General features: G+C 67.7%; 25 protein-coding genes. 13 read left to right on the forward strand and 12 right to left on the reverse strand.

Annotated features, from left to right (window positions below):
* Positions 1 to 7 precede the first annotated feature (7 nt).
* The 12 genes from AC30PD_RS06795 to AC30PD_RS06850 all read left to right on the forward strand — a co-directional run bounded on the left by AC30PD_RS06795 (position 8) and on the right by AC30PD_RS06850 (position 12,087).
* Positions 8 to 1,294: a PQQ-dependent sugar dehydrogenase gene (locus tag AC30PD_RS06795; protein WP_489534971.1), complete on the forward strand. Its 1,287-nt coding sequence runs from the start codon at positions 8 to 10 to the stop codon at positions 1,292 to 1,294.
* Positions 1,295 to 1,342: 48 nt separating this feature from the next.
* Positions 1,343 to 1,750, forward strand: coding sequence for a DUF2177 family protein (locus AC30PD_RS06800; protein ID WP_489534876.1), 408 nt, complete (start codon positions 1,343 to 1,345; stop codon positions 1,748 to 1,750).
* 118 nt (positions 1,751 to 1,868) lie between these two features.
* Entirely contained in the window at positions 1,869 to 2,339 is a 471-nt protein-coding gene (locus AC30PD_RS06805) for a hypothetical protein (protein ID WP_489534877.1), read from the forward strand.
* A 256-nt stretch (positions 2,340 to 2,595) separates the two neighbouring features.
* Complete coding sequence (locus AC30PD_RS06810; protein WP_489534878.1) at positions 2,596 to 3,900, forward strand: ABC transporter substrate-binding protein; 1,305 nt, start codon at positions 2,596 to 2,598, stop codon at positions 3,898 to 3,900.
* Positions 3,901 to 4,028: 128 nt separating this feature from the next.
* Positions 4,029 to 4,886: a carbohydrate ABC transporter permease gene (locus AC30PD_RS06815; protein ID WP_489534879.1), complete on the forward strand. Its 858-nt coding sequence runs from the start codon at positions 4,029 to 4,031 to the stop codon at positions 4,884 to 4,886.
* Between the two features lie 12 nt (positions 4,887 to 4,898).
* Positions 4,899 to 5,714 carry a carbohydrate ABC transporter permease gene (locus tag AC30PD_RS06820; RefSeq protein ID WP_489534880.1) on the forward strand — a complete coding sequence of 272 codons (816 nt, stop codon included), beginning with the start codon at positions 4,899 to 4,901 and terminating at the stop codon, positions 5,712 to 5,714.
* Positions 5,715 to 5,733: 19 nt separating this feature from the next.
* Positions 5,734 to 6,780, forward strand: coding sequence for an ABC transporter ATP-binding protein (locus AC30PD_RS06825; protein ID WP_489534881.1), 1,047 nt, complete (start codon positions 5,734 to 5,736; stop codon positions 6,778 to 6,780).
* 6 nt (positions 6,781 to 6,786) lie between these two features.
* A complete protein-coding gene (dalD, locus tag AC30PD_RS06830) occupies positions 6,787 to 8,187 on the forward strand; it encodes a D-arabinitol 4-dehydrogenase (RefSeq protein ID WP_489534882.1) in 1,401 nt (466 codons plus the stop codon).
* Positions 8,180 to 8,965 (forward strand): L-iditol 2-dehydrogenase, encoded by a 786-nt coding sequence (locus AC30PD_RS06835; RefSeq protein WP_489534883.1) that lies wholly within the window; start codon positions 8,180 to 8,182, stop codon positions 8,963 to 8,965. The genes dalD and AC30PD_RS06835 overlap by 8 nt, the downstream gene beginning before the upstream one ends.
* Before the next feature lie 36 nt (positions 8,966 to 9,001).
* Positions 9,002 to 9,922 carry an AraC family transcriptional regulator gene (locus AC30PD_RS06840; protein WP_489534884.1) on the forward strand — a complete coding sequence of 307 codons (921 nt, stop codon included), beginning with the start codon at positions 9,002 to 9,004 and terminating at the stop codon, positions 9,920 to 9,922.
* Between the two features lie 116 nt (positions 9,923 to 10,038).
* A complete protein-coding gene (locus tag AC30PD_RS06845) occupies positions 10,039 to 10,293 on the forward strand; it encodes a hypothetical protein (protein ID WP_489534885.1) in 255 nt (84 codons plus the stop codon).
* Between the two features lie 84 nt (positions 10,294 to 10,377).
* The gene (locus tag AC30PD_RS06850; RefSeq protein ID WP_489534886.1) at positions 10,378 to 12,087 is read left to right on the forward strand and encodes a cation:proton antiporter domain-containing protein; all 1,710 of its coding nucleotides are present in this window, start codon (positions 10,378 to 10,380) and stop codon (positions 12,085 to 12,087) included.
* A 43-nt stretch (positions 12,088 to 12,130) separates the two neighbouring features.
* Here the strand turns inward: AC30PD_RS06850 and AC30PD_RS06855 are convergent, their stop codons facing one another.
* The 12 genes from AC30PD_RS06855 to AC30PD_RS06910 all read right to left on the reverse strand — a co-directional run bounded on the left by AC30PD_RS06855 (position 12,131) and on the right by AC30PD_RS06910 (position 24,171).
* Positions 12,131 to 12,391 (reverse strand): hypothetical protein, encoded by a 261-nt coding sequence (locus AC30PD_RS06855; RefSeq protein WP_489534887.1) that lies wholly within the window; start codon positions 12,389 to 12,391, stop codon positions 12,131 to 12,133.
* A 171-nt stretch (positions 12,392 to 12,562) separates the two neighbouring features.
* Positions 12,563 to 14,041, reverse strand: coding sequence for a M16 family metallopeptidase (locus AC30PD_RS06860; protein WP_489534888.1), 1,479 nt, complete (start codon positions 14,039 to 14,041; stop codon positions 12,563 to 12,565).
* A complete protein-coding gene (locus tag AC30PD_RS06865; RefSeq protein ID WP_489534889.1) occupies positions 14,038 to 15,393 on the reverse strand; it encodes a M16 family metallopeptidase in 1,356 nt (451 codons plus the stop codon). Before AC30PD_RS06865 ends, AC30PD_RS06860 begins: the two co-directional genes overlap by 4 nt.
* A 10-nt stretch (positions 15,394 to 15,403) precedes the next feature.
* Positions 15,404 to 15,706, reverse strand: coding sequence for an antibiotic biosynthesis monooxygenase family protein (locus tag AC30PD_RS06870; RefSeq protein WP_489534890.1), 303 nt, complete (start codon positions 15,704 to 15,706; stop codon positions 15,404 to 15,406).
* Positions 15,707 to 15,769: 63 nt separating this feature from the next.
* Complete coding sequence (locus AC30PD_RS06875) at positions 15,770 to 16,471, reverse strand: ABC transporter ATP-binding protein (RefSeq protein ID WP_489534891.1); 702 nt, start codon at positions 16,469 to 16,471, stop codon at positions 15,770 to 15,772.
* A gap of 9 nt (positions 16,472 to 16,480) precedes the next feature.
* Positions 16,481 to 17,236: an ABC transporter ATP-binding protein gene (locus tag AC30PD_RS06880; protein WP_489534892.1), complete on the reverse strand. Its 756-nt coding sequence runs from the start codon at positions 17,234 to 17,236 to the stop codon at positions 16,481 to 16,483.
* Positions 17,229 to 18,176 (reverse strand): branched-chain amino acid ABC transporter permease, encoded by a 948-nt coding sequence (locus AC30PD_RS06885; protein WP_489534893.1) that lies wholly within the window; start codon positions 18,174 to 18,176, stop codon positions 17,229 to 17,231. The genes AC30PD_RS06880 and AC30PD_RS06885 overlap by 8 nt, the downstream gene beginning before the upstream one ends.
* A 1-nt stretch (position 18,177) precedes the next feature.
* Positions 18,178 to 19,050 (reverse strand): branched-chain amino acid ABC transporter permease, encoded by an 873-nt coding sequence (locus AC30PD_RS06890; protein WP_489534894.1) that lies wholly within the window; start codon positions 19,048 to 19,050, stop codon positions 18,178 to 18,180.
* 41 nt (positions 19,051 to 19,091) lie between these two features.
* Positions 19,092 to 20,579 (reverse strand): cytochrome P450, encoded by a 1,488-nt coding sequence (locus AC30PD_RS06895; protein WP_489534895.1) that lies wholly within the window; start codon positions 20,577 to 20,579, stop codon positions 19,092 to 19,094.
* 43 nt (positions 20,580 to 20,622) lie between these two features.
* Positions 20,623 to 21,786, reverse strand: coding sequence for an ABC transporter substrate-binding protein (locus AC30PD_RS06900; RefSeq protein ID WP_489534896.1), 1,164 nt, complete (start codon positions 21,784 to 21,786; stop codon positions 20,623 to 20,625).
* Between the two features lie 13 nt (positions 21,787 to 21,799).
* Positions 21,800 to 22,564: an alpha/beta fold hydrolase gene (locus AC30PD_RS06905; RefSeq protein ID WP_489534897.1), complete on the reverse strand. Its 765-nt coding sequence runs from the start codon at positions 22,562 to 22,564 to the stop codon at positions 21,800 to 21,802.
* Between the two features lie 26 nt (positions 22,565 to 22,590).
* Positions 22,591 to 24,171, reverse strand: coding sequence for a benzoate-CoA ligase family protein (locus AC30PD_RS06910; protein ID WP_489534898.1), 1,581 nt, complete (start codon positions 24,169 to 24,171; stop codon positions 22,591 to 22,593).
* A gap of 10 nt (positions 24,172 to 24,181) precedes the next feature.
* Between AC30PD_RS06910 and AC30PD_RS06915 the strand changes: the two genes are divergently transcribed.
* Entirely contained in the window at positions 24,182 to 25,162 is a 981-nt protein-coding gene (locus tag AC30PD_RS06915) for a helix-turn-helix transcriptional regulator (RefSeq protein WP_489534899.1), read from the forward strand.
* The last annotated feature ends 74 nt before the right edge of the window (positions 25,163 to 25,236 follow it).

The following is a 25,236-nucleotide window of genomic DNA, read 5'->3' on the forward strand; positions in this document are numbered from 1 at the left end:
CGCGACGATGGCGCTGCTGGCCGGGTTCGCCGGCTGCAGCGAGGTGGCCACGCTGCCGGTCTCGGCCGGTACCGGGCCGCAGCCGACACTGCCGGCGCCGGCACCGTCGCTGATCCCGACCGTGAACATCGCCAAGGCGAAAGGCTGGGCGCCAGGCGCCACGCCCAAAGCCGCCGCGGGCACGCAGGTCGCGGCGTTCGCCGACAAGCTCGACCACCCGCGCTGGCTGCTCGTGTTGCCCAACGGTGATGTGCTCGTCGCAGAAACCAACGCGCCACCCAAGCCCGAAGATGCCAAGGGCTTGAAGGGTTGGGTGATGGGCCTGGTGATGAAACGCGCCGGTGCCGGCACGCCGAGCGCGAACCGCATCACGCTGCTGCGCGACACCGACGGTGATGGCGTGGCCGACCTGCGTTCGGTCTTGCTCGACAACCTGAGTTCGCCTTTCGGCATGGCCTTGATCGACAACGAATTGTTCGTCGCCAACTCCGACGCGGTGATGAAGTTCCCGTACACCGAAGGCGAGTTGCGCATCAAGGCGCCAGGTCTGAAGGTGCTCGAATTGCCCGCCGGCCCGATCAACCACCACTGGACCAAGAACCTGATCGCCAGCAACGACGGCAGCAAGCTCTACGTCACCGTGGGCTCGAACAGCAACGTGGGCGAACGTGGCCTCGATGCCGAAGCCGAACGGGCGGCGATCTGGGAAGTCGACGTGAAGAACGGCTCGCACCGCATCTTTGCATCAGGCTTGCGCAACCCGAACGGCATGGCCTGGGAGCCCGCCAGTGGCGCGCTCTGGACGGTCGTGAACGAACGCGACGAGATCGGCAGCGACCTCGTGCCCGACTACATGACCTCGGTGCGCGACGGCGCGTTCTACGGCTGGCCGTTCAGCTACTACGGCCAGCACGTCGACGAGCGCGTGAAGCCGCCGCAGCCCGAGATGGTGGCCAAGGCGATCGCGCCCGACTACGCGCTCGGCCCGCACACCGCGTCGCTCGGTCTTGCTTCGTCGCTTGGCACCACGCTGCCCGCGCCGTTCGCGAGCGGCATGTTCGTCGGCCAGCACGGTTCGTGGAACCGCCGGCCGCACAGCGGCTACAAGGTCATCTACGTGCCGTTCGCGGCCGGCAAGCCGGCGGGTGAACCGATCGATGTGCTCACGGGCTTTCTGAGCGAAGAGGGCGCGGCCTACGGCCGGCCGGTCGGCGTGGCGGTCGACCGCAAGGGGGCCTTGCTCGTCGCCGACGATGTCGGCAACGTGGTCTGGCGTGTCACCGCGAAGCCCTGACGCGAAGCCCGCCATACTGACGATCAATTTCACTGCGCCGACCGACCAATGACCAAGTACCTCGTCGCCTACGGCGCCACCCTGGCCGTGATGGTCGCGCTTGACCTGCTCTGGCTCGGCCTGATCGCCAAGCCGATCTACCAGCAGGGCATCGGCCACCTGATGGCCGACGCGCCCAAGATCGGCGTGGCCGTGCTGTTCTACGCGCTCTATGCCGCGGGCCTGGTCTACTTCGCCGTGGTGTCACATGCGCCCGGCGACGCCTGGGGCAAGACGCTGTTGTCGGCCGCGCTCTTCGGCTTTTTCGCTTACGCCACCTATGACTTGACCAACCTCGCCACGCTGAAGGGCTGGCCGGTCGGCATGTCGCTGATCGACATGGCCTGGGGCGTGGTGGTGAGCAGCGTGTCGGCCGCCGCCGGCAAGTTCGCGCTCGACCGCTTTCTGGCGAGCTGATCGAAGGGCCGGCGTTCTCCGACAGGCGAAAGCGCGCTCGTCCGGCCACGCCGGCGAAAGCATGGCGCCACGATGCTTTCAGCACGGCCGCACCGGCCGTGGTTCACGCGAGAAGCCCATGCAAAAGAACGATCTTCCCGAAGCCTTCGGTGTCTTCAAGCCGGTTGGCCACGTCATCGCCGCATTTCGCACGGCCGCCGACCAGCAGGCTGCGGCCCAGGCCTTGCTTCAGCAAGGCTTCGCGGCGTCGGCATTGATGCGTTTCACGCCCGACGAGATGAAAGCCCGGGTCGATGCCGACATGAAGGGCGCGAGTGCACTGGCGTCGCTCGGCCAGGAGCTCAACCTCGTCAAGGCACACCGTGCGCTGGCCGAAAGCGGGTGCTACTTCCTTGTGGTGCATGCGCCCGACGACGACCTGGCCGAACGTGTGGCCGTCGTGGCTCGCGAGATGAAGGCGGTGGCAGCGCAGCGTTACGGCCGCTTCATCATCGAAGAACTGGTCGAGCAGGCGCCCGGCGAAGCGCAGGTGTTCGAGTCGCCCGAGCGCGGTCTCGACATCGAAACCAAGGCCGCGCCCGGGCACTGAAGACCGGAGCACTGTTCGCTCACGCGGCTGCCGCGCCGGGTTCGCTGCCTCAAGGGTGGCCTTTCACTGAAGCTCGCGTCGGGCCGGGAGGCCCGACACGCTGTGCCCGCCGATACAGGAAAACCCCGGGCGGGCGGTGCAATTGAGTATCAGCAGTCGCAATGGCCGTACCAAATTCGGCAACTCGATACGCCTATCTTCCAGTCTGCAGGTGTGCACACCACATCGCACCTTCCGACAACAAGGAGACAAGCACATGAAGTTCAGGACTGCACTCGCCTTCGGGCTCGGTGTCGTGGCGGCGGCGTCTGCGTCGGCGCTCGACCTCGTCATCGCCACCGTGAACAACGGCCACATGATCGAAATGCAGAAGCTCGGCAAGCACTTCGAAGCGGCCAACCCCGACATCAAGCTGAAATGGGTCACGCTCGAAGAAGGCGTGCTGCGCCAGCGTGTCACGACCGACATCGCCACCAAGGGCGGCCAGTTCGACGTGATGACGATCGGCATGTACGAAACCCCGATCTGGGGCAAGAAGGGCTGGCTCAACGAGATCAAGGCCGACGCCGCTTACGACGTCGACGACCTGCTGCCCGCGATGCGCAACGGCCTGTCGGTCGACGGCAAGCTCTACGCTTCGCCGTTCTACGGCGAGAGCTCGATGCTGATGTACCGCAAGGACCTGGCCGACAAGGCCGGCATCAAGTTCGAGGAACGCCCGACCTGGGAACAAGTGCGTGACGCCGCCTCGAAGATGCACGACCCGAAGGCCGGCGTCTACGGCATCTGCCTGCGCGGCAAGCCGGGCTGGGGCGACAACATGGCCTTCCTGACGACGATGGTCAACAGCTTCGGCGGCCAGTGGTTCGACATGTCGTGGAAGCCCCAGCTCGAAAGCAAGCCCTGGAAAGACGCGGTCACGTTCTACGTGGACCTGCTGAAGAAATACGGCCCGCCTGGTTCGAGCGCCAACAGCTTCAACGAGATTCTCGCGCTCTACAACGAAGGCAAGTGCGCCATGTGGATCGACGCGACCATCGCCGCTTCGTTCATCACCGACCCGAAGCAGAGCAAGGTGGCCGACAAGGTGGCCTTCGCGCAAGGGCCGTACAGCGCCACGCAGAAAGGCGCGAACTGGCTGTGGGCCTGGGCACTCGCCATTCCGGCCGGCTCGAAGAACACCGACGCGGCGCAGAAGTTCATCAACTGGTCGACCTCGAAAGCCTACATCCAGCTCGTGGCCAAGGAAAAGGGCTGGGCTGCGGTGCCCACCGGCACGCGCAAGTCGACCTATGCGAGCCCTGAGTTCCTGAAGGCGGCGCGCTTCGCCGAGGCCGAGAAGAAGGCCATCGACAGCGCCAACCCGAACGATTCGACGTTGCCGAAGTCGCCCTATGTCGGCGTGCAGTACGCGGCGATCCCCGAGTTCCAGGCGATCGGCGTGGCGGTGGGCCAGCAGATGAGTTCGGCGCTCGCCGGCAAGGCCACGGTCGACGCGGCACTGAAGGCTTCTCAGCTCGCGGCCGACCGTGAGATGAAGAAGGGCGGCTACTACAAGTAAGCCGCACTGCGAGGCCGCCGCCGATGCGGCGAGCCTCTGTCCGACCTTCGTTCTGCCGAAGTTCGTTCGGGCGACCCGTGTCGCCCGAACGAGACCGGCTCTGCCAACCGCGCACCAGCGCTGCCGCCATGAAACGCTTCCTGCCCCGCGTGCTCTTCGCGCCGGCCGTGATCTCCCTGTTTCTGTGGATGATCGTGCCGCTGGTGATGACGATCTACTTCTCGTTCGTCCGCTACAACCTGATGCAGCCGGGCGAGAAAGAGTGGCTCGGTCTCGCGAACTACCACTTCTTCGTCACCGACCCCGATTTCGGCCCGGCGGTGGGCAACACGCTGCTGCTGCTGAGCGCGGTGATCATCATCACGGTGGTGTTCGGCGTGCTGCTGGCGCTGCTCGTCAACGACCCGTTCCCCGGCCGCGGCATCGTGCGCGTGCTGTTGATCTCGCCCTTCTTCGTGATGCCCACGGTCAACGCGCTGCTGTGGAAGCACATGATGATGAACCCGATCTACGGCGTGCTCGCCCAGGTCTGGCTCTATTTCGGGCTGCAGCCGGTGGACTGGCTGACGGACTTTCCGCTCGCTTCGGTGATCACGATGGTGGCCTGGCAGTGGCTGCCCTTCGCCTGCCTGATCTTCATCACCTCGCTGCAGTCGATGGACCGCGACCAGCTCGAAGCCGCCGGCATGGACGGCGCCAACGCGTTCCAGAAGTTCTGGTACCTCTACCTGCCGCACCTGGCCCGGCCGATGGCGGTGGTGATCATGATCGAGATGATCTTCCTGATGAGCGTCTTCGCCGAGATCTTCACGACCACCGGCGGCGGCCCGGGCAACGAGAGCACCAACATCGCGTTCCTGATCTTCAAGCAGGCACTGATGAACTTCGACGTGGGCGTGGCCTCGGCCGGTGCGTTGTTCGCGGTGCTGCTGGCCAACGTGGCTGCGGTGTTCCTGATCCGCATGATCGGCAAGAACCTCGACTGAAGGATGAGCGCCATGAAACACCTTCCGCTCGTCATCCGTTCGATCGCCGCGTGGGCCATCACGCTGCTGATCTTCTTCCCGCTGTTCTGGCTTTTTCTCACCTCGTTCAAGACCGAGCTGCAGGCGATCAGCGTGCCGCCGCAACTGGTCTTCACGCCCACGCTCGAGAACTTCACCGAAGTGCAGGAGCGCAGCGACTACATGCTGTACGCGAAGAACTCGCTCATCACGAGCGTGTTGTCGACGTTGCTCGGCCTGCTGATCGCCGCGCCGGCCGCGTATTCGATGGCCTTCTTCCGCACGAAGAAGACCCGCGACCTGCTGCTGTGGATGCTTTCCACCAAGATGATGCCGGCCGTCGGCGCGCTCGTGCCGGTGTACGTGATGGCGCAGAGCAGCGGCCTGCTGGACACGCTGACCGGCCTGACCATCGTGTTCACGATGTCGAACCTGCCGATCATGGTGTGGATGCTGTATTCGTACTTCAAGGACATCCCGCCCGACATCCTGGAAGCGGCGCGCATGGACGGCGCCGGCATCTGGAACGAGTTCCGCTACGTGATCCTGCCGCTGGGCATGGGTGGCCTGGCGTCGACCGGCCTGCTGTGCCTGGTGCTGTCTTGGAACGAAGCCTTCTGGTCGCTGAACCTGTCGGCGGCCAAAGCCGGCACGCTGGCCGCGCTGATCGCCTCGTACTCGAGCCCGGAAGGTCTGTTCTGGGCCAAGCTCTCGGCCGCTTCGCTGCTGGCCATCGCACCGATCATCGTGTTCGGCTGGTTCAGCCAGAAGCAGCTCGTGCAGGGCCTGACCTTCGGCGCAGTGAAGTAAACATCACGGAGACAAGACCATGTCATTCCTGCAACTCAAGGGCATCGTCAAGGAATTCGGGCCGGTGCGCACGATCAAGGGCATCGACCTGACGATCGAGAAGGGCGAGTTCGTCGTCTTCGTCGGGCCCTCGGGCTGCGGCAAGTCGACGCTGCTGCGCATCATCGCCGGGCTCGAGCCGGTGACGCAGGGCCGCATCGAGCTCGACGGAAGCGACATCACCGAGCTGCCGTCGAGCAAGCGCGAGCTGGCGATGGTGTTCCAGTCGTACGCGCTGTACCCGCACATGACGGTGTTCGAGAACATGTCGTTCGCGCTCAAGCTCGCCAAGGTCGCCAAGGCCGAGATCGACGAAAAGGTCGGCCGTGCCGCAAAGATCCTGAACCTCACCGATTACCTGAAGCGCACGCCGAAAGAACTGTCGGGCGGCCAGCGCCAGCGCGTGGCGATCGGGCGCTCGATCGTGCGTGCGCCCAAGGTCTTCTTGTTCGACGAACCGCTGTCGAACCTCGACGCCGCGCTGCGCGGCCAGACGCGCGTGGAGATCGCAGCGCTGCACCGCTCGCTCGGCGCCACCACGATCTACGTCACGCACGACCAGATCGAGGCGATGACCCTGGCCGACCGCGTGGTCGTGCTGCGCGACGGGCTGATCGAGCAGGTCGGCTCGCCGCTGGAGCTCTACGACCGCCCGGCCAACCAGTTCGTGGCGCAGTTCATCGGCACGCCGCAAATGAACCTGATGCCGGCCAGCGCCCTGCCCGAGCTCACGCGCGTGGCCGGTGACCGCCTGCCGGCCGACGGCTCGGTGGGCGTGCGCCCGGAAGGCGTGCGCGTGCTGCCGGCGGGCGGGGCGATCTCTGCGAAGGTCACGCTGATCGAATCGCTCGGCGCCGACACCTTGATCCACACCGCCGTGGCTTCGGGTGCGCCCCTGGTGGCGCGCCAGAGCGAGCGCACGGGGCTGCGCGTGGGCGACGCGGTGAGTGTCGAGATCGATCCGAACGTGCTGCACTTCTTCGACAAGCAGGGCCGTGTGCTGCGGCCAGTCAAACAAGCCGCGTAGAGCATCATGGCCTCGACTCCACACGTCATTCTTCACCTCGGGCTCGGGTCGTTCCACCGTGCGCACCAAGCGGTTTATCTGCAGCGGCTGATCGACCAGGGCGACAGTTCGTGGGTGCTGGCCGGCGGCAACCTGCGACCCGACATGGCCGACACGGTGGCCGCGCTGCAGAAGCAGGGCGGCGCGTACACGCTCGAGACGGTGTCGCCGGCGGGCGAACGCCACTACCAGCGCATCACGTCGATCCGCCAGATCGTGCCCTACGAGCCTTCGCTCGCTGGCCTGATCGCGCTCGGCGCCGACGCCAACACGCGCATCATCTCGTTCACCGTGACCGAAGCGGGCTACTACCTCGACAGCGACAACCGGCTGGAAACGAGCTACCCCGAGCTGGCGAGCGACCTCGCCGGCCAGACGCGCGGCACGATCTACGGCGCGCTCGCCGCGATCCTGGCCGAGCGCATGAAGCGCGGCGGCGGCTCGGTCACGCTGCTCAACTGCGACAACCTGCGCAGCAACGGCGAACGCTTCCAGGCCGGCTTCACCGACTTTCTGTCGCGGCGCGGCGAGAAAGCGCTGCTCGACTGGGTGCACGACAACACCAGCGCGCCCAACGACATGGTCGACCGCATCACGCCGCGGCCCTTGCCCGAGGTGGCGGCACGCGTGAAAGCCGCCACCGGCGTCGACGACGGCGCGCCGGTGATGGGCGAGAAGTTCATCCAGTGGGTGATCGAAGACCACTTCATCAACGGCCGCCCGGCTTGGGAGAAGGCCGGTGCCGAGATGGTGGCTTCGGTGCTGCCGTATGAAGAAGCGAAGATCCGCATCCTGAATTCGAGCCACAGCTGTTTTGCCTGGGCCGGCACGCTGCTCGGCCTGCAATACATCCACGAGGGTGTGATGCACCCGGCCATCCGCAAGATGGCCTTCGACTACGTGACCGACGACGTCATGCCTTCGCTGCACGCGTCGATGCACCCCTACCCGCTCGACCTCGCGGCCTACCGCGACGTCGTGATCGACCGCTTCAGCAACCCCCACCTGCAAGACACCAACCAGCGTGTGGCGATGGACGGCTTCGCGAAGATTCCCGGCTTTTTGTGGCCCACGCTGCAGGAATGCCTGGCGCGGGGTGCGCCGGTGCTGAAGACCGCCAAGCTGCCGGCGCTGTTCTTCGAGTTTCTCGGCCGCTGGCACCGCGGCGAGCTGGCCTACGCCTACCAGGACCAGGGCATGGACCCCACCGCGGCACATGCATTGTTCGACTCTGCCGACCCGCTCGCGGCGTTCTGCCGCGACCCCATCCTCTGGGGGCCTCTGGCCGGCGACGCACGGCTCGTGGCCGCGATCGGGCAAGCGCATCGCGAAGTGCTGCAGTTCCTGCGGGAGAACGGCCGTGGCTGAACAACTCGCATCAACCCATGCGCTGATCACCGGCGCCGGCGGCGGCATCGGCCTGGCCGTGACGAACGCCTACCTCGAAGAGGGCGCGCGTTGCACCGCCGCCGACATCGCAACCACGCCTTCGGCCGGCTTGCAGGCGCTGCTCGCGCGTCACCCCGAGAAGCTGCACTACGTGGGCGCCGATGTCGCCAAGGCGGAAGGCGTGGCAGCGATGGTGTCTGCCGCCCGCGCCCGGTTCGGCACCGTCACCACGCTCTTCAACAACGCGGCCGTGTTCGACCTGGCGCCGCTGCTCGAAGCCGACGAAGCCAGCTACCAGCGCATCTTCGACGTCAACGTGAAGGGCATGTTCTTCACGATGCAGGCGGTGCTGAAGCAGATGGTCGAGGCCGGCGTGAAGGGCAGCGTCATCAACCTGGCGTCGCAGGCCGGGCGCCGCGGCGAAGCGCTGGTCGCGCACTACTGTGCGAGCAAGGCGGCGGTGATCAGCTACACGCAGTCGGCGGCGCTGGCGATGGCGCCACACGGCATCCGCGTGAACGGCATCTCGCCGGGCGTGGTCGACACGCCCATGTGGGCGCACGTCGATGCGCTGTTCGCCAAGGCCGAAGGGCTGCAGCTCGGCGAGAAAAAGAAGGCGGTGGGCCTGGCCGTGCCGCTCGGCCGCATGGGCTTGCCCGAAGACATCGCCGGGGCGGCGGTTTTCCTGGCGAGCGCCGCCTCGTCCTACATCACCGCGCAGACGCTGAACGTGGACGGCGGCAACGTGATGAGCTGAGAATGGCGCCTTGAACGTGTTGTGCAGCACCCTGGCATGAATCTGAAACGATCCCGCACCCCCGAGCTCGAGCACGACTTCGTTCGTGACGCGACACTCGGCTACGAACCCGAAGGCAGCTACGGTTACGTGCGTTGCCTGGAGCACGGCTTCCCGAACCCGCTGGTGCGCTGGCATTACCACGAAGAGTACGAGCTGCACCTGATCGTGCAGACCCACGGCAAGGTCTTCGTCGGCGACTACATCGGCCACTTCGAGCCCGGCCACCTGGTGCTGACCGGCCCGCGCCTGCCGCACAACTGGATCTCGAGCGACGTCGGCCCCGAAGGTGTGGCGCAGCGCGACGTGGTGCTGCAGTTCAGCGACGAGCCGCTGCGCCGCGCTGCCGAGCTGGTGCCCGAACTGCGCGACGTGCTGCCGCTGCTGGAGCGTGCGCGCCTGGGCATCGAATTCTTCGGCATGACCGATCGGGCGCGTCTCACGCTCGACCGCATCAAGCACCTGCACGGCCTGAAGCGTTTCACCGAGTTCCTGGGCTTTCTCGGTGAGCTGGCCGACTGCACCGACTACCGCCTGCTCTCGAGCACGCCGCTGCAGAGCTTCGAAGACGACAAGTCGCTGGCGCAGATCAGCGCCATCGTCGACCACATCACCGAACACGCGACCGAGACCTTCTCGATGGCCGAGCTGAGCCAGCGTGTAGGCATGAGCGAAAGCCAGTTCTCGCGCTACTTCCGGCGTGCCACCGGCAACACCTTCACCGACTTCGTCAACCGGCTGCGCATCTCGCGCGCCTGCCAGCTGCTGATGGAGACCGACCGCTACATCAGCAACGTCTGCTACGACTGCGGCTTCAACAACGTGGCCAACTTCAACCGACGCTTCCTCGAGATCAAGGGCATGACGCCCAAGGAATTCCGGCGCCAGGGCGAAGCGCGTTTCGGGGTGATGCGCTAGGCCCCTACGGAAAGTGACCTTCGTCAGCGCTCCCCCTTGTGGTGGATGGCGAAAGCGAACGGTGGCGCCGATCATTCGTCGCATGGGCGGGCAAGGTGCCGGCCGGAGCGACATCCATGCGATTCGATGAACGTGAGATCGGTGACTTCCGCATCTACGCCGGCGCGCTCGAAGCGCCCATCGGCGACGGTTACACCGCCACCATGATCGTGCAGCGTGTGCACGGCGAACCCGGCCTGCCGCGCGAAGTGCTGCGCGACGAAGGCCTGGCCTGCGGCCACCGCTGGGAATCGGCCGACGCGGCCCTGGCCTACGCCATCAACAAGGCGCAAGAGGCGATCCGCAAGCGCGGCGAGCTGCTCGCCTGCTGACGCGAAACAGGCCTTTCCCGTCCGGGGGCAAAGCCTGCCTTTAGACTCTGCGCGCGCATCAACGCCACGCAGACACCGGACCGAATGCCCCACGACGTCAGCCTCATCTCCACCATCGCCGCCGGCTTCGGCCTGGCGCTGATCCTGGGTTACGTGGCCGCGCGGCTGAAGCTGCCGCCGCTGGTGGGCTACCTGCTGGCCGGCATCTTGATCGGCCCGGCCACGCCAGGCTTCGTGGCCGACGTGGCGCTGGCCGGCCAGCTGGCCGAGATCGGCGTGATGCTGCTGATGCTCGGTGTCGGCCTGCACTTCTCGCTCGACGACCTGCTCGCGGTCAAGCGCATCGCGATCCCCGGAGCCCTGTTGCAGATCGTCGTGGCCACGGCCATGGGCATGGGCGTGGCCACCTGGTGGGGCTGGGGCCTGGGTGCGTCGCTCGTGTTCGGGCTGGCGCTGTCGGTCGCGAGCACGGTGGTGCTGCTGCGGGCGCTCGAATCGCGCGGCGTGCTGGCCTCGGTGAACGGCCAGATCGCCGTGGGCTGGCTGATCGTGGAAGACCTGGTGATGGTGCTCGTGCTGGTGCTGCTGCCGGCGCTTGCGCCGCTGCTCGGCGGTGCCGGGGCCGAGGCGGTGAACGGCCAGGGCCTTTGGGCCACGCTCGGCATCACGCTGGCCAAGGTGGGGGCGTTCATCGCGCTGATGCTGGTGGTCGGGCGCCGGGTGTTCCCGCGCCTGCTGTGGCTGGTGGCACGCACTGGCTCGCGCGAGCTGTTCACGCTGTGCGTGATTGCTGGCGCCGTGAGCGTGGCCTATGGCTCGGCCAAGCTTTTCGACGTGTCGTTCGCGCTCGGCGCTTTCTTCGCCGGCATGATGATGCGCGAGTCTGAATTCAGCCACCGAGCGGCCGAAGAATCGCTGCCGCTGCGCGACGCGTTCTCGGTCTTGTTCTTCGTCTCGGTCGGGATGCTGTTTGACCCGCGGGTGCTGGTCGACGAGCCGCTCAAGGTACTGGTGGTCGTGGCGATCATCGTGCTTGGCAAGACCTTGGCTGCGATCGCCCTGGTGGTGGCGTTCCGTTACCCGCTGAACAGCGCGCTCACGGTCGGCGCGAGCCTGGCGCAGATCGGCGAGTTCTCGTTCATCCTGGCCGGGCTCGGGGTGGCGTTGAAGCTCTTGCCGATCGAAGGTCAGAACCTGATCCTGGCCGGCGCGCTGATCTCGATCGCGCTCAATTCGCTGCTGTTCAGCGCCATCGACCCGCTGCAGGGCTGGCTGCGCCAACGCTCGGCGCTGGCGCGGCGGCTCGAACAACCCGACGACCCGCTGGCCGAGTTGCCCATGACCGTCGATCAGGCGCTGCTCACGGGCCAGGTGGTGCTGGTCGGCTACGGGCGCGTGGGGAGGCGCATCGCGCAGGCGCTCAAGGAACGGGCCGTGCCTTTCGTGGTGGCCGAGCAGAACCGCGAGATCGTCGAGCGCCTGCGTGAAGAAGGTGTCGCCGCGGTGAGCGGCGACGCCTCGGACCCGGCGGTGCTGATCCAGGCGCACGTGGCTCGGGCCGCCATGCTGGTGATCGCCACGCCCGACAGCTTCGGCGTGCGCAAGATGGCCGAAGTGGCGCGGGCGCTCAACCCGGCGATCGAACTCGTCGTGCGCAGCCACGACCTGGAGGACGCGGCGCTGCTGGAAAAGGAACAGGTCGGGAAGATCTTCGTCGGCGAGCACGAGCTCGCGCTCGGCATGTCGACGCACGTGCTGGCACGGCTGGTCCCGAGCCGCAGCCCGGGCCACTGACGCTGGCGATCACCGCGCCCGCAGGCGCAGCGGGCGCTTCAGCTCAGGCGGCGAGCGCGGCCGTGGCGGCAGCGAGGCATTTGTTGCACTTGCCCAGGCCGGGCAGGCGCGCGTCGGGCTTGCCGTCGCCGGTCTTGAAATTGGCCTGGCAGCGGCGGCAGACGTACATCTTCGAGCTCGACATCATCGGCTTCACGCCGGGCTCGCCGGCCGGGCGCGCGGCCACGTACTCGGCTTGCGTCTGGCGCAGCTTCTGCGAGGTGTCGGGGGTGGTGGAAGCGGGAGAAGGGCGACGGGTGGCCATGGCGGTCCCTGAAAAGGTATGCGAGCGGTCGGGTTGCCGGGAGGGTGGCCTGACCGCGAAGGCGTCTATTGTCCCAGCATTCGCGAGCCCGCGTGCAGGGCGGGGCCGGGATCAGGCAAGGGATTGCGTTTTGGCCCCGGAACAGGGTAGAAACGGCTCGCTTGCGGCCGCTCAGCGCCGCGTCAGCGAATCACCCCGTTCCAGGTCGAGCGCGTCTTGCGGGACCACCGTGACGGGCGCGCCCTGGGCTTTCAGCGCCTCCATGAACTGCGCCGCCACGCCGGCCACCACCACGCGCCGGCGCGCCGGCTGCATGGTGGCAGCGGCATAGGCCTGGATCTCGGCCGGGCTCACCGCCGTCAGCGTGTCAATGCGCCGCTGCAGCTCGGCCGGTGAGCGCCCGGCGACGATCAGCGAGCCCACGGCGTCGTTCAGGCCGGCCGTGGTCTCGACGCTGCGGCTGAAGCCGCCGATCAGCGTGGCCTTGCGCGCTGCCAGCTCATCGGGGCCGACCGGCGCCTTGGCGAGCCCGTCGAGCTCGGCCTGCACCAGCGCCAGCACTTCGGCAGCCGACTCGTTCTTGGTCTGCACCGACACCCGCAGCACACCGCCTTCGCGGCGCGCGTCGAGGCGGCTGCCGGCGCCGTAGCTCAGGCCGCGCTTGATGCGGATTTCCTGGTTCAGGCGCGACGAATAACCCGCGCCCAGCACCGAGTTCATCACGTCGCGGGTGGCGCGGTCACGCTCGCTGTCGGGGATCGGCAGCGCCACGACCACGGCCGCCTGGCCCGATTGCGGCATGTCGATCACCGTCAGCCCGAGTGGCAGGCCGGCGCTCGCCAGACTGTCGGTCGGCAGGGCCGAGGCTGGCTTCTTCCAGGCGCCGAAGTGCTTTTTCGCCAGTGTCAGCGCCGTGGCAGCGTCGAGGTCACCCGCCAGCACCAGCACCGCGTTGTCGGGCCGGAAGCGCTGTGCGTGCAGGGCCTGCAGCTCGGCCCGCTGGATGCGTGGCAAGGACACCGGCGTGCCGCCGGCGGGGTGGCCGTAAGGGCCGGTGCCGAACAGCAGGTGCTGCGCTGCCAACGCGGCGAGCGTGCCGGGCTGCGAATAGGCCACCTTCATTTCGTCGAGCGCCTGGGTGCGCAAGCGGTCGAGCTCGGCCTGCGCGAAGCTCGGGCGCAACACCGCTTCGCCGACGAGCGCGAGCGCGGCGTCGAGCTGGGGCACCGCGACCGTGATCGCCACGGTCGTCTGGTTCCAGCCCGCCGCGCTCTCGAGCGAGCCGCCGAGTGTTTCTGCGGCCTGCGCCAGGGCCGAGGCGCTGTAGCGCCGCGTGCCTTTGGTCAGCAAACCGGCGGTGAGCGACGCCAGCCCGGCGCGCTGCGAGGGGTCGGCCTCGCTGCCCGACAGCACCAGCAATTGCGCGCTGACGAGCTGCACGCCGCGGCGTTCGGCCAGCACCACGCGCAGGCCGTTCGGCAGCGCCTGTTCGATCGGCGCGCCGATGCGCAGTTCGCGCGGGGCGGCCGGCGGTGGCGGCGTCTCGTAAGGCTGCGCCCGAACGCCGGGCGCGAGTGCGAACGCGGTGAAGGCGCCCACCAGGCAAGCGCCACGGCGCAGCGCGCTTTTCATCATCGGATGCCGCGTCATGGGGTCGCCTTCTTTTCCTGGGTGTACTCGACGCTCACCTTGTGCGCGCCCACCACGTACTGGCGCATCACACGCTGCACGTCGGCCGGCGTCACGTTCAGCAAAGCCTGCAGCCCGGCATTGACCTGCGCCGGCCCGCCTTCGAGCACGGCCGCCCCGGCCAGCGCCTGCGCCAGGCCGTCGGGGGTCTGGCGCGCCAGCAGGGTGCTCGTCAACAACTGCGTCTTGACCTTGGCCAGCTCGGCTGCACCGACCGGCCTGGCCGCCAGCGCCTGCACTTCGGCCAGCAGGGCCGCCTTCACGTCGGCCAGGCGCTTGCCGCCGGCCGCCACTGCAGTGGCCGCGAGCAGCCCCGGCCCGGCGCGCAGGTCAGCGCTGAAGCCGGCCTGGCTGGCGAGCTGGCGGCGATAGACGAGCGACTGGTTCAGGCGTGACGATTCGCCGCCGCTGAGCAGGGCCGAAGCGATCTGCAGCGCGGCGTTGTCGGGGTGGGTCACGGGCGGCGCGAGCCAAAGCATCGCGACCGCCGGCAGCGGCACTGCCGGGCCGGTCACGGCGACGCTGCGGTCGCTCGGCCAGGGCGGTTCGGTCGCGGTGACACGCGGGATCGCGGCCGAGGGGCGCACGATCGGGCCGAAATACTTGTCGACCCAGGCGTCCAGCTGCTTCTGGTCGAAGTCGCCGGCGACCACGAGCGTGGCGTTGTCGGGCCGGTAGTAGTTGCGGTGAAAGGCCTCCACGTCGGCGAGCGAGGCGGCTTCGAGGTCGGCGATGTTGCCGATGCCGGGGCGCTTGTACGGGTGCGAGAGGTAGGCGGCCGGCTCCAGCGCGTTGTAGAACAGGCCGTAGGGCGTGGCGAGCACACGCTGGCGGTACTCTTCCTTGACGACCGCGCGCTCCGACACGAAGTTGGCGTCGTCGACGTTCAGGTTCGACAAGCGCTCGGCCTCGGCCCAGAGCAGCGTCTCCAGGTGGTTCGACGGCACGACCTCGTGGTAGGCCGTCACGTCGTCGCTCGTGAACGCGTTGTTCGAGCCGCCCACGTCTTCGGTCAGGCGGTCGAACTGCTCGCTCTTCAGGTAGCGCGTGCTCTTGAACATCAGGTGTTCGAAGAGGTGGGCGAAGCCCGAGCGCCCGGCCGGGTCATCCTTCGAGCCGACGTGGTACCAGACGTGCACGCTGACGGTCGGGCTGGTCTGGCTGCGCACCGAGATCACCTGCAGGCCGTTGGGCAACACCCGCTCGGCGAAGACCACGGGCACGATCTTCGGCGGCGTGGGCGCAGCGAGCGTCGCACCCAGGCCGGCGCAAAGAGAGAGGGCGACGAGCAGGCGCGGCAGCAAGCGACTCATGGCGTGCCGCTCAGGCCGACTTGGCAACGAGCGTGAAGTGCTCGACCGTCGGCGGCACCGCGAAGAACGGCCCGACGATCGCGCGCCACTGCGGGAACAGCGGGCCGCCGCGGAAGTCGACGGTGTGGTTCTCGAGCGTTTCCCAGTAGATCATCAGGACGTAACGCTCCGGCGACTCGACCCCCTTGTTGACCTTGTAGCCCCTGAAGCCCTTGGCTTGCGAGACCACGGTTTCGACACCGTGCTGGATGGCGGCGTCGAATTCGGCCTGTTTGCCGGGCGGGATGCGGATGTCGGCGAGTTCGAGAATCATGGGTGGCTCCGTGGCAGGTGGGCGCCAGTCTACAAGCGCCGAGCCGCCCGCACCGCAGCGCGCTCAAACACCCAGGCAGCGCGCCAGCCCTTCGGTGTCGGCAGCGAGCGCGGCCGACTCGCCGCTCATCACGATCAGGCCTTTTTCCAGCACCACCGCGCGGTCGGTGTGGGCCAACACCGCGCGGTAGTTGCGGTCGACGATCAGCGTGCTGATGCCGGTGGCGCGGATCTCGCTGACCACACGCCAGATCTCGGCCACGATCAGCGGCGCCAGGCCTTCGGTCGCTTCGTCGAGGATCAGCAGCTGCGGGTTCGTCATCAGCGCGCGGCCGATCGAGAGCATCTGCTGCTCGCCGCCCGAGAGCTGCTGGCCGCCGTGGCCGAGCCGTTCGGTCAGCCGCGGGAAGGTGGCGAGCACACGTTCGTAGGTCCAGTCTTTCTTGCCGTCGACGCCGGCGCGTGCCGTCATCACCAGGTTCTCGCGCACCGACAGGTTCGGGAAGATGCCGCGCCCTTCGGGCACGTAGCCGATGCCGAGCCGCGCCATGCGCTCGGGCACGGCATGGGTCACGTCGGCGCCGTGCCACTTCACGCTGCCTTTGGCCACACGCACGTAGCCCATCAGCGAGCGGATCAGCGTTGTCTTGCCCATGCCGTTGCGCCCGAGCAGGCCGAGCGCGGTGCCGGCGGGCAACGTCAGACTCACGCCGCGCAAGATGTGGCTGTCACCGTAGTACGTGTTGAGGTCGTCGATCTGCAACATGGCCCTGACTCAATGCGCGTCGCCGAGGTAGGCGACCTGCACGTCGTGGTTCGTGCGGATGCGTTCCGGCGCGTCGCTTGCGATCACGGTGCCGTTGACCATGACCGTGATGCGGTCGGCGATGCGAAACACCGCGTCCATGTCGTGTTCGACCAGCAGCACCGCGTGCTGGCGTTTCAGCTCGGCGAGCAGCGCCAGCATGCGGCCGGTTTCTTCGGCGCCCATGCCGGCGAGCGGTTCGTCGAGCAGCAGGACACGCGGCTTCAAGGCCAGGCACATCGCGATCTCGAGCTGGCGCTGGCCGCCGTGGCTCAAGAGCCCCGCAGGGCGGTCGGCGTCGCCGCTCAGGCCGGCCGATTCGAGCGCTGCGCGCGCGGCCGCCAGGCTCTGCGCACAACGCTGCGCCGACTGCCACACCGCCCACGGGCGCGGCAAGGCAGCCTGTGCGCTGAGGCGGCAGTTCTCGAGCACGCTGAAACTCGGGAAGATGGTGGTGCGCTGGTAACTGCGGCCCACGCCGGCGCGGGCGCGCTTCGGTTGCGACCAGCCGCCGATGTCTTGCCCGTCGAGTTCGATGCGGCCGCTGCTGGCCGGCATCTCGCCCGAAAGCATGTTGATCAGCGTCGACTTGCCCGCGCCGTTGGTGCCGATCACGGCATGCACCTCACCGACGTGCAGGTCGAGCGAGACCTCGTTCACGGCCGTCAGGCCGCCGAAACGGCGGGTCAGGCCGCTGGCGCGCAGCAGCACGGTCGACTCAGCCACGCGCCGCCCCCGCGAGCCGCGCACGCAGCCCGATCAGGCCCTTCGGCAACAGGGCGACGAAGGCGATGATCGTGAAGCCCAGCGTCATCTGCCAGTGGCTGGCGAGCGGCCCGAGCAGGGGTTCGAACTGGAACAGCTCTTTCAGCAAGGTGAACGCGATCGCGCCGATCACCGCGCCGCGCAGACTGCCGATGCCACCGAGGATCAGCATCAGCAGCACCGCGCCCGACTCGTGCCAGCTCAGCAGCTCGGGGTTCACTGCGCCGTCTTTCACCGCGAGCAGAAAGCCGGCCAGGCCCGCCAGCGCACCGGCGATCACGAACGCCGCGAGCTTGTAGCCGTAGGTCTTGAAGCCGGCCGCACGCATGCGCTGTTCGTTGACGCGGATGCCGGCCAGCGTGTGGCCGAAGCGCGAGCGCATCAGCAAAGCGAGCAGCGCGTAGGTGGCGATGAGCGTGCCCACCACCACGTAGTACAGCTGATGTTTGTCGTCGAGGTTCAGTGCACCGAGCGTGGGCTTGGCGTAGAGGAACAGGCCGTCGCTGCCACCGGCGAGCTTGGTGTCGTGGAACACGAAGTAGGCCATCTGCGCGAACGCGAGCGTGACCATGATGAAGTACACGCCCTTGGTGCGCAGGCTCAGCGCGCCGACGAAGACGGCGTAGACGGCGGCCGCCAACACCGCGAGTGGCGCGACCTTGGCGATCGAGCCGCCGCTGTCGCCCGACGCGATCACGGTGACATAAGCGCCGATGCCCAGGAAGGCCGCATGGCCCAGGCTCACGAGGCCCGTCACGCCCACCAGCAGTTCGAGGCTGAGCGCGAAGATGGCGTAGACGGCGATCTTGACCACCGTCTCTTGCAGGTAAGGCGACAGGCCGAGCGGCAGCATCAGCAGCAAGAGGGCGGCCGCGGCCGGAACGATCCAGGTGCGGGCCATCTCAGTAGGCCCGCTTCATCAGGCCTTCGGGCCGCCACACGAGGATCACCGCCATCAGCAGGTACACGCCGATGCCGCTGTACTCGGCGAAGAAAACCTTGCCGAAGGTGTCGACGAAGCCCACCAGCAGCGAGGCGATCAACGCGCCCGTGATCGAGCCGATGCCACCGATCACGACGACCACGAAGCAGATGATCAACACGCTGCCGCCCATGCCCGGGTACACCGACGACAGGGGCGCGGCGATCATGCCGGCCAGCGCCGCGAGCGCCACGCCGCCGGCGAACACCACGCGGTAGAGCAGCTGGATGTCGAGCCCCAGGCCGCGTGCCATGTCGCGGTTGCTCGCGCCGGCGCGGATCATCATGCCCAGGCGCGTGCGGTTGACGACGAAGTAGAGCGCCAGCGCAACCACGATGCAGGCGACCGACGCGAACACGCGGTACCACGGGTACGACATCAGTTCGCCGAGCTGGAACCCGCCGGTGAGCCAGGCCGGTGGCTGCACGCCGTGAACGTCGTTGCCCACGAGCAGGCTGCGCGCTTCTTCGAACACGAGGATCAGCGCGTAGGTCATCAGCACCTGCTGCAGGTGTTCGCGCTGATACAGGAAGCTGAAGAACACCCATTCGAGCACGAAGCCGAACAGCGCCGCGAGCAACACACCGACCAGCAGACGGGTGATGAACCAGTCGCCGAAATACGGCGCCAGCACGAAGGCCATGTAGGCGCCGATCATGTAGAAGCTGCCGTGGGCGAGGTTGATCACGCCCATGATGCCGAAGATCAGCGTCAGGCCGCTGGCCACGAGGAACAGCAGCAAGCCGTATTGAACGGCGTTCAGGCACTGAACAAGAAAGGTCGACAGGTCCAAGGGAAATCGGTCAGTGCGTGGCAGCGAGAGGCTGCCGGATTCTAGGATGCGGCGTGAGCCTGGTTTCGCTCGCGGACACGCATGCGCAGCCCCACCGGCGTCATCGTGAACGACAGGTGTTCGCGGGCTTGCCCGCCGTCAGGCGTGTCGACGCTCTGGATGTCGAAACGGCCGAGCAGGGTGGCCATCGCCAGTTTCATTTCGAGCAGCGCGAGGTAACGCCCCGGGCAGATGCGCGGGCCGGCGCCGAAGGGCATCGAGGTGCGCTTGGCCGCGCTGGCCTGCGCCCCCGGCGCGCCCTGCACGAGCCAGCGCTCGGGCTCGAACGCGGCGGCGTTTTGCACATGGGCCTCGCTCACGCTGTCGCGCCGCATCACGTTGAAGATGACCGTGCCGGTCGGCACCTGCACGTCGCCCACGGTGGTGTCGCGCAGCGCCTGCACCCCGACCATCGGCGCCACGGGCTTGAGCCGCATGGTCTCGTGCGCACAGGCTTCCACGTAGTCGAGCTGCGCGAGTTGTTCGAGCGTGGGCGCGCGGGCGTCGCCGACGATGCTGCGCACTTCGGCGCTGGCGCGCGCCAGCGCTTCGGGGTGGCGCCACAGCAGGTCGATCATCCACGCGACGGTGTTGGCCGTGGTGTCTTCGCCGGCCAGCAGCATGGTCAGCACGTTGCCGGCGACCTGCGCGTCGTCGATGCCGCTGTCTTCGGCATCGGCAGCGGCGATCATCGCTTCGAGCAGGTTCTCGGGGCGCTCACGCAGGCCGGGGTCGGCCTGCATGCGCGCGCGGGCCTGGGCGATGAAGCCGGCCACGGCCTCGGTGACGGCGGCCACGCTGCGGTCGAGCTGACGGTCGGCCGCCGACTTGAAAAAGCGCCAGGTCGGCAAGGGCGAGAGCAGGCGCTTGAACAGGGCCGGAAAGATCTTGTCGAGGTGCTGCTGGATCACGTCGCCGTCGGACTCGAGCGTGTTGACCTCGGCACCGAAGGCGAGGCCGGCGATCGCGTCGACGGTGTAGCGCATCAGGTCGGCCTGCAGGTCGATCGCCGTGCCGTTCTTCGCGGCCAGCGACCAGCGGTTCCCGAGGCGCTGCCCGGTGGTCAGCATGGCCGGGTAATAACGCTTCACGTGGGCCGGGTCGAAGCCGGCCATCACCATGCGGCGCTGGCGCTTCCACACATCGCCGTTGGCGCCGAACACGCCCGGCTGGAGCTTCATCTCGGTCCAGATTTCTTCGAGCCGCACGGTGCGCCGAAAGCCTTCGGGCCGGTCACGCAGGATCGACGCCACGGCCGTGTGGTCGCCGACCACGAGCACGCCCCGGCTGCCGAGTTGCAACCTGAAAAAAGGGCCGAACTCGCGGCACCAGCCTTCGAGCTGCTGGTGCAGGCGCGGCGTGTCGAGCTGGAGCAGGTTGCCCACCACCGGCAGGCCGCGCGGGCCGGGCAGGTCGGCTATGTGGCGCAGCCTGGGCGCGACCGCCGCGGGGGCCGTGACAGGAGCCGGTTCGAGCGTGGTGTGGTCCATGTCATGGCCTCTCTGGATGCCGGCCTGCGCCAGGCCGGTCTTGTCAGAGCTTGCAGCCGCGCGCCGGGTCGGCCAGGGCTTTCACGGCCACCGAGCGGTACTCGTTGTTCACGCCCTTGGCTTCACGCAGGTACATGTCCTGCACCGGGTTGCCGGCGGCCGAGATCGTGAACTTGCCGCGCGGGCTGTCGACCGTGGTCTTGCGCATCGCCGCGGTCAGCGCGTCGCGCTTGCTCAGGTCGCCGTTCACCGCTTTCAGGCCGGCAGCGAAGATCTGCGCCGCGTCGTAGCCCTGCACTGCGTAGACGTCGGCGTTGGCCTTGTACGTCAATGCGAAGCTCTTGCGGAAGGCGTTGTTGCGTGGTGTGTCGAGGTTGTCGGCGTAGTGCAGCGTGGTGAACAGGCCCTGCGCGGCGGCGCCTTGCGCTTCGAGCGTGCCGTCGGTCAGGAAGCCCGAGCCGAACAGCGGGATCGACTTGTTCAGGCCGGCCGCTGCGTAGTCCTTGACGAACTTGACGGCACCGCCGCCGGCGAAGAATGCGAACACCACGTCGGGCTTCTGCGCCGCGATCTCGGTCAGCAGCGCCTGGAACTCGACGTTCGGGAAAGGCAGGTTCAGGTCTTTCAACACCTTGCCGCCACCCTTTTCGAACGACTCGGTGAAACCTTTCACCGTCTCGTTGCCGGCGGCGTAGTTCCAGGTGATCGTCATCGCGCGCTTGTAGCCCTTTTGCGCGGCGACCACGCCGGTCGAATAACCCGGCTGCCAGTTCGAGAACGAACTGCGCACGATGTTCGGGCCGCACATCGGGCCGGTGATGCCGTCTGCGCCGGCGTTGGGCACGATCAGCAGCGTGTTGTTGTCTTTGGCGGCCTTGGCCATCGCGAGCGCCACGCCCGAGTGCACGGTGCCGACGAGCACGTCGACGTTGTCGCGCTTGATCAGTTTGTTGACGTTGTCGGTGGCCTTGGACGGGTCGGACTCGTCGTCGACCTTGAAGTACTGGATCTCGCGGCCCGCGAGCTTGCCGCCCTGTTCCTGGACGTAGAGCTTGAAGCCGCTTTCGATCATGTTGCCGAGCGCGGCGAAGGTGCCGGTGGCCGGCAACATGAGGCCGACCTTGATCGGGGCGTTGTTCTGCGCGTGGGCCGCGCCGGCGCACAGGGCGAAGACGGCGGCGGCTGCGAAGGTGGTCTTGAACGACATGCGAGGCTCCTGCTCAGGAAAGGTTGGAATGATGAATGAAGCGGCCGGCGGCGCGGCTCAGGGTTTCCGGCTGATCGCGGTGCGGCGAGTGGGCGCACTGCGGGATCACGAGCAATTCGGCGTGCGGAACACGCCGCGCTATGCCGCGGACCTGTTCGAGTGTGCCGTACTCGTCGTCTTCGCCCTGCACGGCGAGCACCGGGCAGTGGATGCTGCCGAGCTCGGCCTCGATGTTCCAGGCCCGGAAGGCCGGGCTCAGCCACGCCTCGTTCCAGCCACGAAAGGCCGAGTCGGGGTCGGCGTGGTGGCGCGCCAGGCGCTCGCGCAGGTCGGTCGTGGCGTAAGCCTCGCGCGCTTGTTCGATGCTTGTGATCGACACGTCTTCGACGAAGACGTGCGGCGCCACCGCGACCACGCCCGCCGGCTCGAACCTCGACGCGTACAACAGCGCGATCGAGCCGCCGTCGCTGTGGCCGAACAGCCAGGAGCGCCCGACTTGCAGGTGCTCGAACAGCAGCGGCAGCACCTCGTGCGCCTGCCGGTGCATGAAGTCGGGCGCCCAGTGTTCGCCGGGTGGCTTCGGGGTCGACTGGCCGTAGCCGTAGCGCGAGAACACCAGCCCCTTGAAGCCGTGCTCGGTGCAGAAGCTCGCCGGGAAGTCGCGCCACATCGAGATCGAGCCCAGGCCTTCGTGCAGGAACACCACGACCGGGGCGGTCGACGCCAAGTCGCCGACCCACTGGTATTCGAGCCGCAGCGGCTGGCCGCGCCACGACAAGAGCGCGTGCTGACGAGGCGCTGCACTCACGAAGCGGCAGGCCCGTCGCCGCGCGCCCGTTCGGCGTCGCGCAGCCGGAAACGCTGGATCTTGCCGGTGGCGGTCTTCGGCAGCTCGTCGATGAACTCGATGAAGCGCGGGTACTTGTAGGCCGCGAGTCGTTCCTTCACGAAGGCCTTCAGGTCTTCTTCGCTGACCTGCTGGCCGGGCTTGCGCACCACGCACGCCTTGGTCTTGGTCAGGCCGTCGGCGTCGACCACGCCGATCACGGCGCATTCGAGCACGGCCGGGTGCTGCATCAGCGTGGCTTCGACCTCGAACGGCGACACGTACACGCCGCTCACCTTGAGCATGTCGTCGCTGCGCCCGGCGTACACGTAGCAGCCGCGAGCGTCGATCGAGTACTTGTCGCCGGTCTTCGTCCACTCGCCCTGAAAGGTCGCGCGGCTCTTCTCGCGCTGCGCCCAGTAGAGCAGCGCCGAGCTCGGGCCGCTCACGTACAGGTCGCCGATCTCGCCGGGGGCGGCCTCAAGGCCGTCTTCGTTGATCAGTTTGAGCCGGTATCCCGGCACCACCTTGCCGGTGCTGCCGTACTGCACGTCGCCTGGGCGGTTCGACAGGAAGATGTGCAGCATCTCGGTCGAACCCAGCCCGTCGACGATCTCGCAGCCGAAGTGGGCGGTGAAGCGCTCGCCGATCTCGCTCGGCAACGCTTCGCCGGCCGACGAACACAGGCGCAGCTTCACCCCCGAACGTGCCGGCAGATCGGGCGAAGCGAGCATGCCTGCGAAACCGGTCGGTGCGCCGAAGAAGACCGTCACACCCTGCCCGGTCCAGCGCTTGAACACGGCGGCCGGCGTGGGCCGTTCTGCCATCAGCACGGTGGTGGCGCCCACGCTCAGCGGGAAGGTCAGCGCGTTTCCCAGGCCGTAGGCGAAGAAGAGCTTGGCGGCCGAGAAGCCGATGTCGTTCTCGCGCAGGCCGAGCACCGGCGTGCCGTAGAGCGCGGCCGTCCAGTACAGGTTGGCGTGCGTGTGCACCGTGCCCTTGGGCCGGCCCGTCGAGCCCGACGAATAGAGCCAGAAACCGAAGTCGTCGGCCAGCGTGTCGGCGGGCTCGGTCAGCGGCGCAGCGCCGAGCAGGTTCGCGAAAGCAAGTGTGCCGTCGATCGCCGGGCCTTCACCGCTGACGATCGCCGGAATCGACCTGCCCGCAACCGCCGCCTGCAGGCTCGGCCACAAGGCGCGCGACACGAGCAGCGCGCGCGCCCCGCAGTGCTGCAGCATGAAGGCATAGTCGTCGGCGGTGAGCAGCGTGTTCACCGGCACCGGCACGATGCCGGCGTAGAGCGCGCCGAGAAACGCGACCGGGAAGTCGACGCTGTCGTGCATCACCATCAAAACGCGCTCTTCGCGCCGCAGGCCGAGCGCCAGCAGGCCGGCCGCGCAGCGTTGCACACGCTCGGCCAGTTCACCGTAGGTGAGGCGTTGCGTGTCGTCGATGTACGCGAGCTTGCCTGCCCGCCCCGCATTCAGTGCCAGCAGGTGGGCCGCGGCGTTGAAACGCTCCGGCGGCGGGTTAACCTGCGGGTTCTGAATGTGCGACATGTGATGTAATATGTTGCATGTTGACTGCACTATAGCGCCGATTCTTCGGCGCGATCACCACGCAAACCCGAAGGCTCCGCACGTGGACCTGTCTGCCAACGAACCGGCCGAAACCGAGCTCAAGGACCCGTTCCTCATCTCCCTGGGCGAACGCACCCGTGCACTGCGCGCAAGGCGTGGCCTCACGCGCAAGGGCCTGGCCAAGGCCGCCGACGTGTCGGAGCGCCACCTCGCGAACGTGGAAATGGGCGTGGGCAACGCGTCGGTGCAGTTCCTGCGCCAGCTGGCGCAGGCCTTGAACTGTTCGCTCGCCGAACTGGTGGGCGACGAGACCGCCAGCTCGCCGGAATGGTTGATGATCCGCGAGATCCTGCGTGGCCGCAGCGACGCCGAGCTGGTGCAGGCGCGCAGCGCGCTCGCTTCGATGTTCGGCGAGCCGGCGAGCCAGGCCGCACGGCGCCAGCGCATCGCGCTGATCGGCCTGCGCGGCGCCGGCAAGAGCACGCTCGGGCGCGCGCTGGCCGATGGCTGGAAAGTGCCTTTCGTCGAGCTGAACCGCGGCATCGAGGCGCTGGCCGGCTGCACGCTGTCGGAGATTCACTCGCTCTACGGCCCGGCCGCCTACCGGCGCTACGAAAAACGTGCGCTCGAAGACACGATCCGCCGCTTTCCGCGCGCCGTGATCGCCACGCCGGGCGGCATCGTTTCCGACCCGGCCACCTTCAACCTGCTGCTCGCGCACTGCTACACGGTGTGGGTGCGCGCCACGCCCGAAGAACACATGGGCCGTGTGCTCGCGCAGGGCGACACCCGCCCGATGGCCGGCCACACCGGCAACGTCGAAGCGATGAACGACCTGCGGCGCATTCTGGAAAGCCGCGCAGCGTTCTACTCGAAGGCCGATGCTGTTTTCGACACCAGCGAGATGAGCCCCGACGCCGCGCTCGTGGCCTTGCGCGAGTTGCTGGGCGACACGGCAACGCGGCCCTGACGCCGTCGCCGTTGCCGGCCAGTCGGTGCAAGATACTGCACTATTCGGGGCCCGGCGGGCGCCGTGACATCGGC

It is taken from the genome of Rhizobacter sp. (assembly GCF_032229685.1).
In the GTDB taxonomy this organism is placed as follows: Bacteria; Pseudomonadota; Gammaproteobacteria; order Burkholderiales; family Burkholderiaceae_C; genus LMDS01.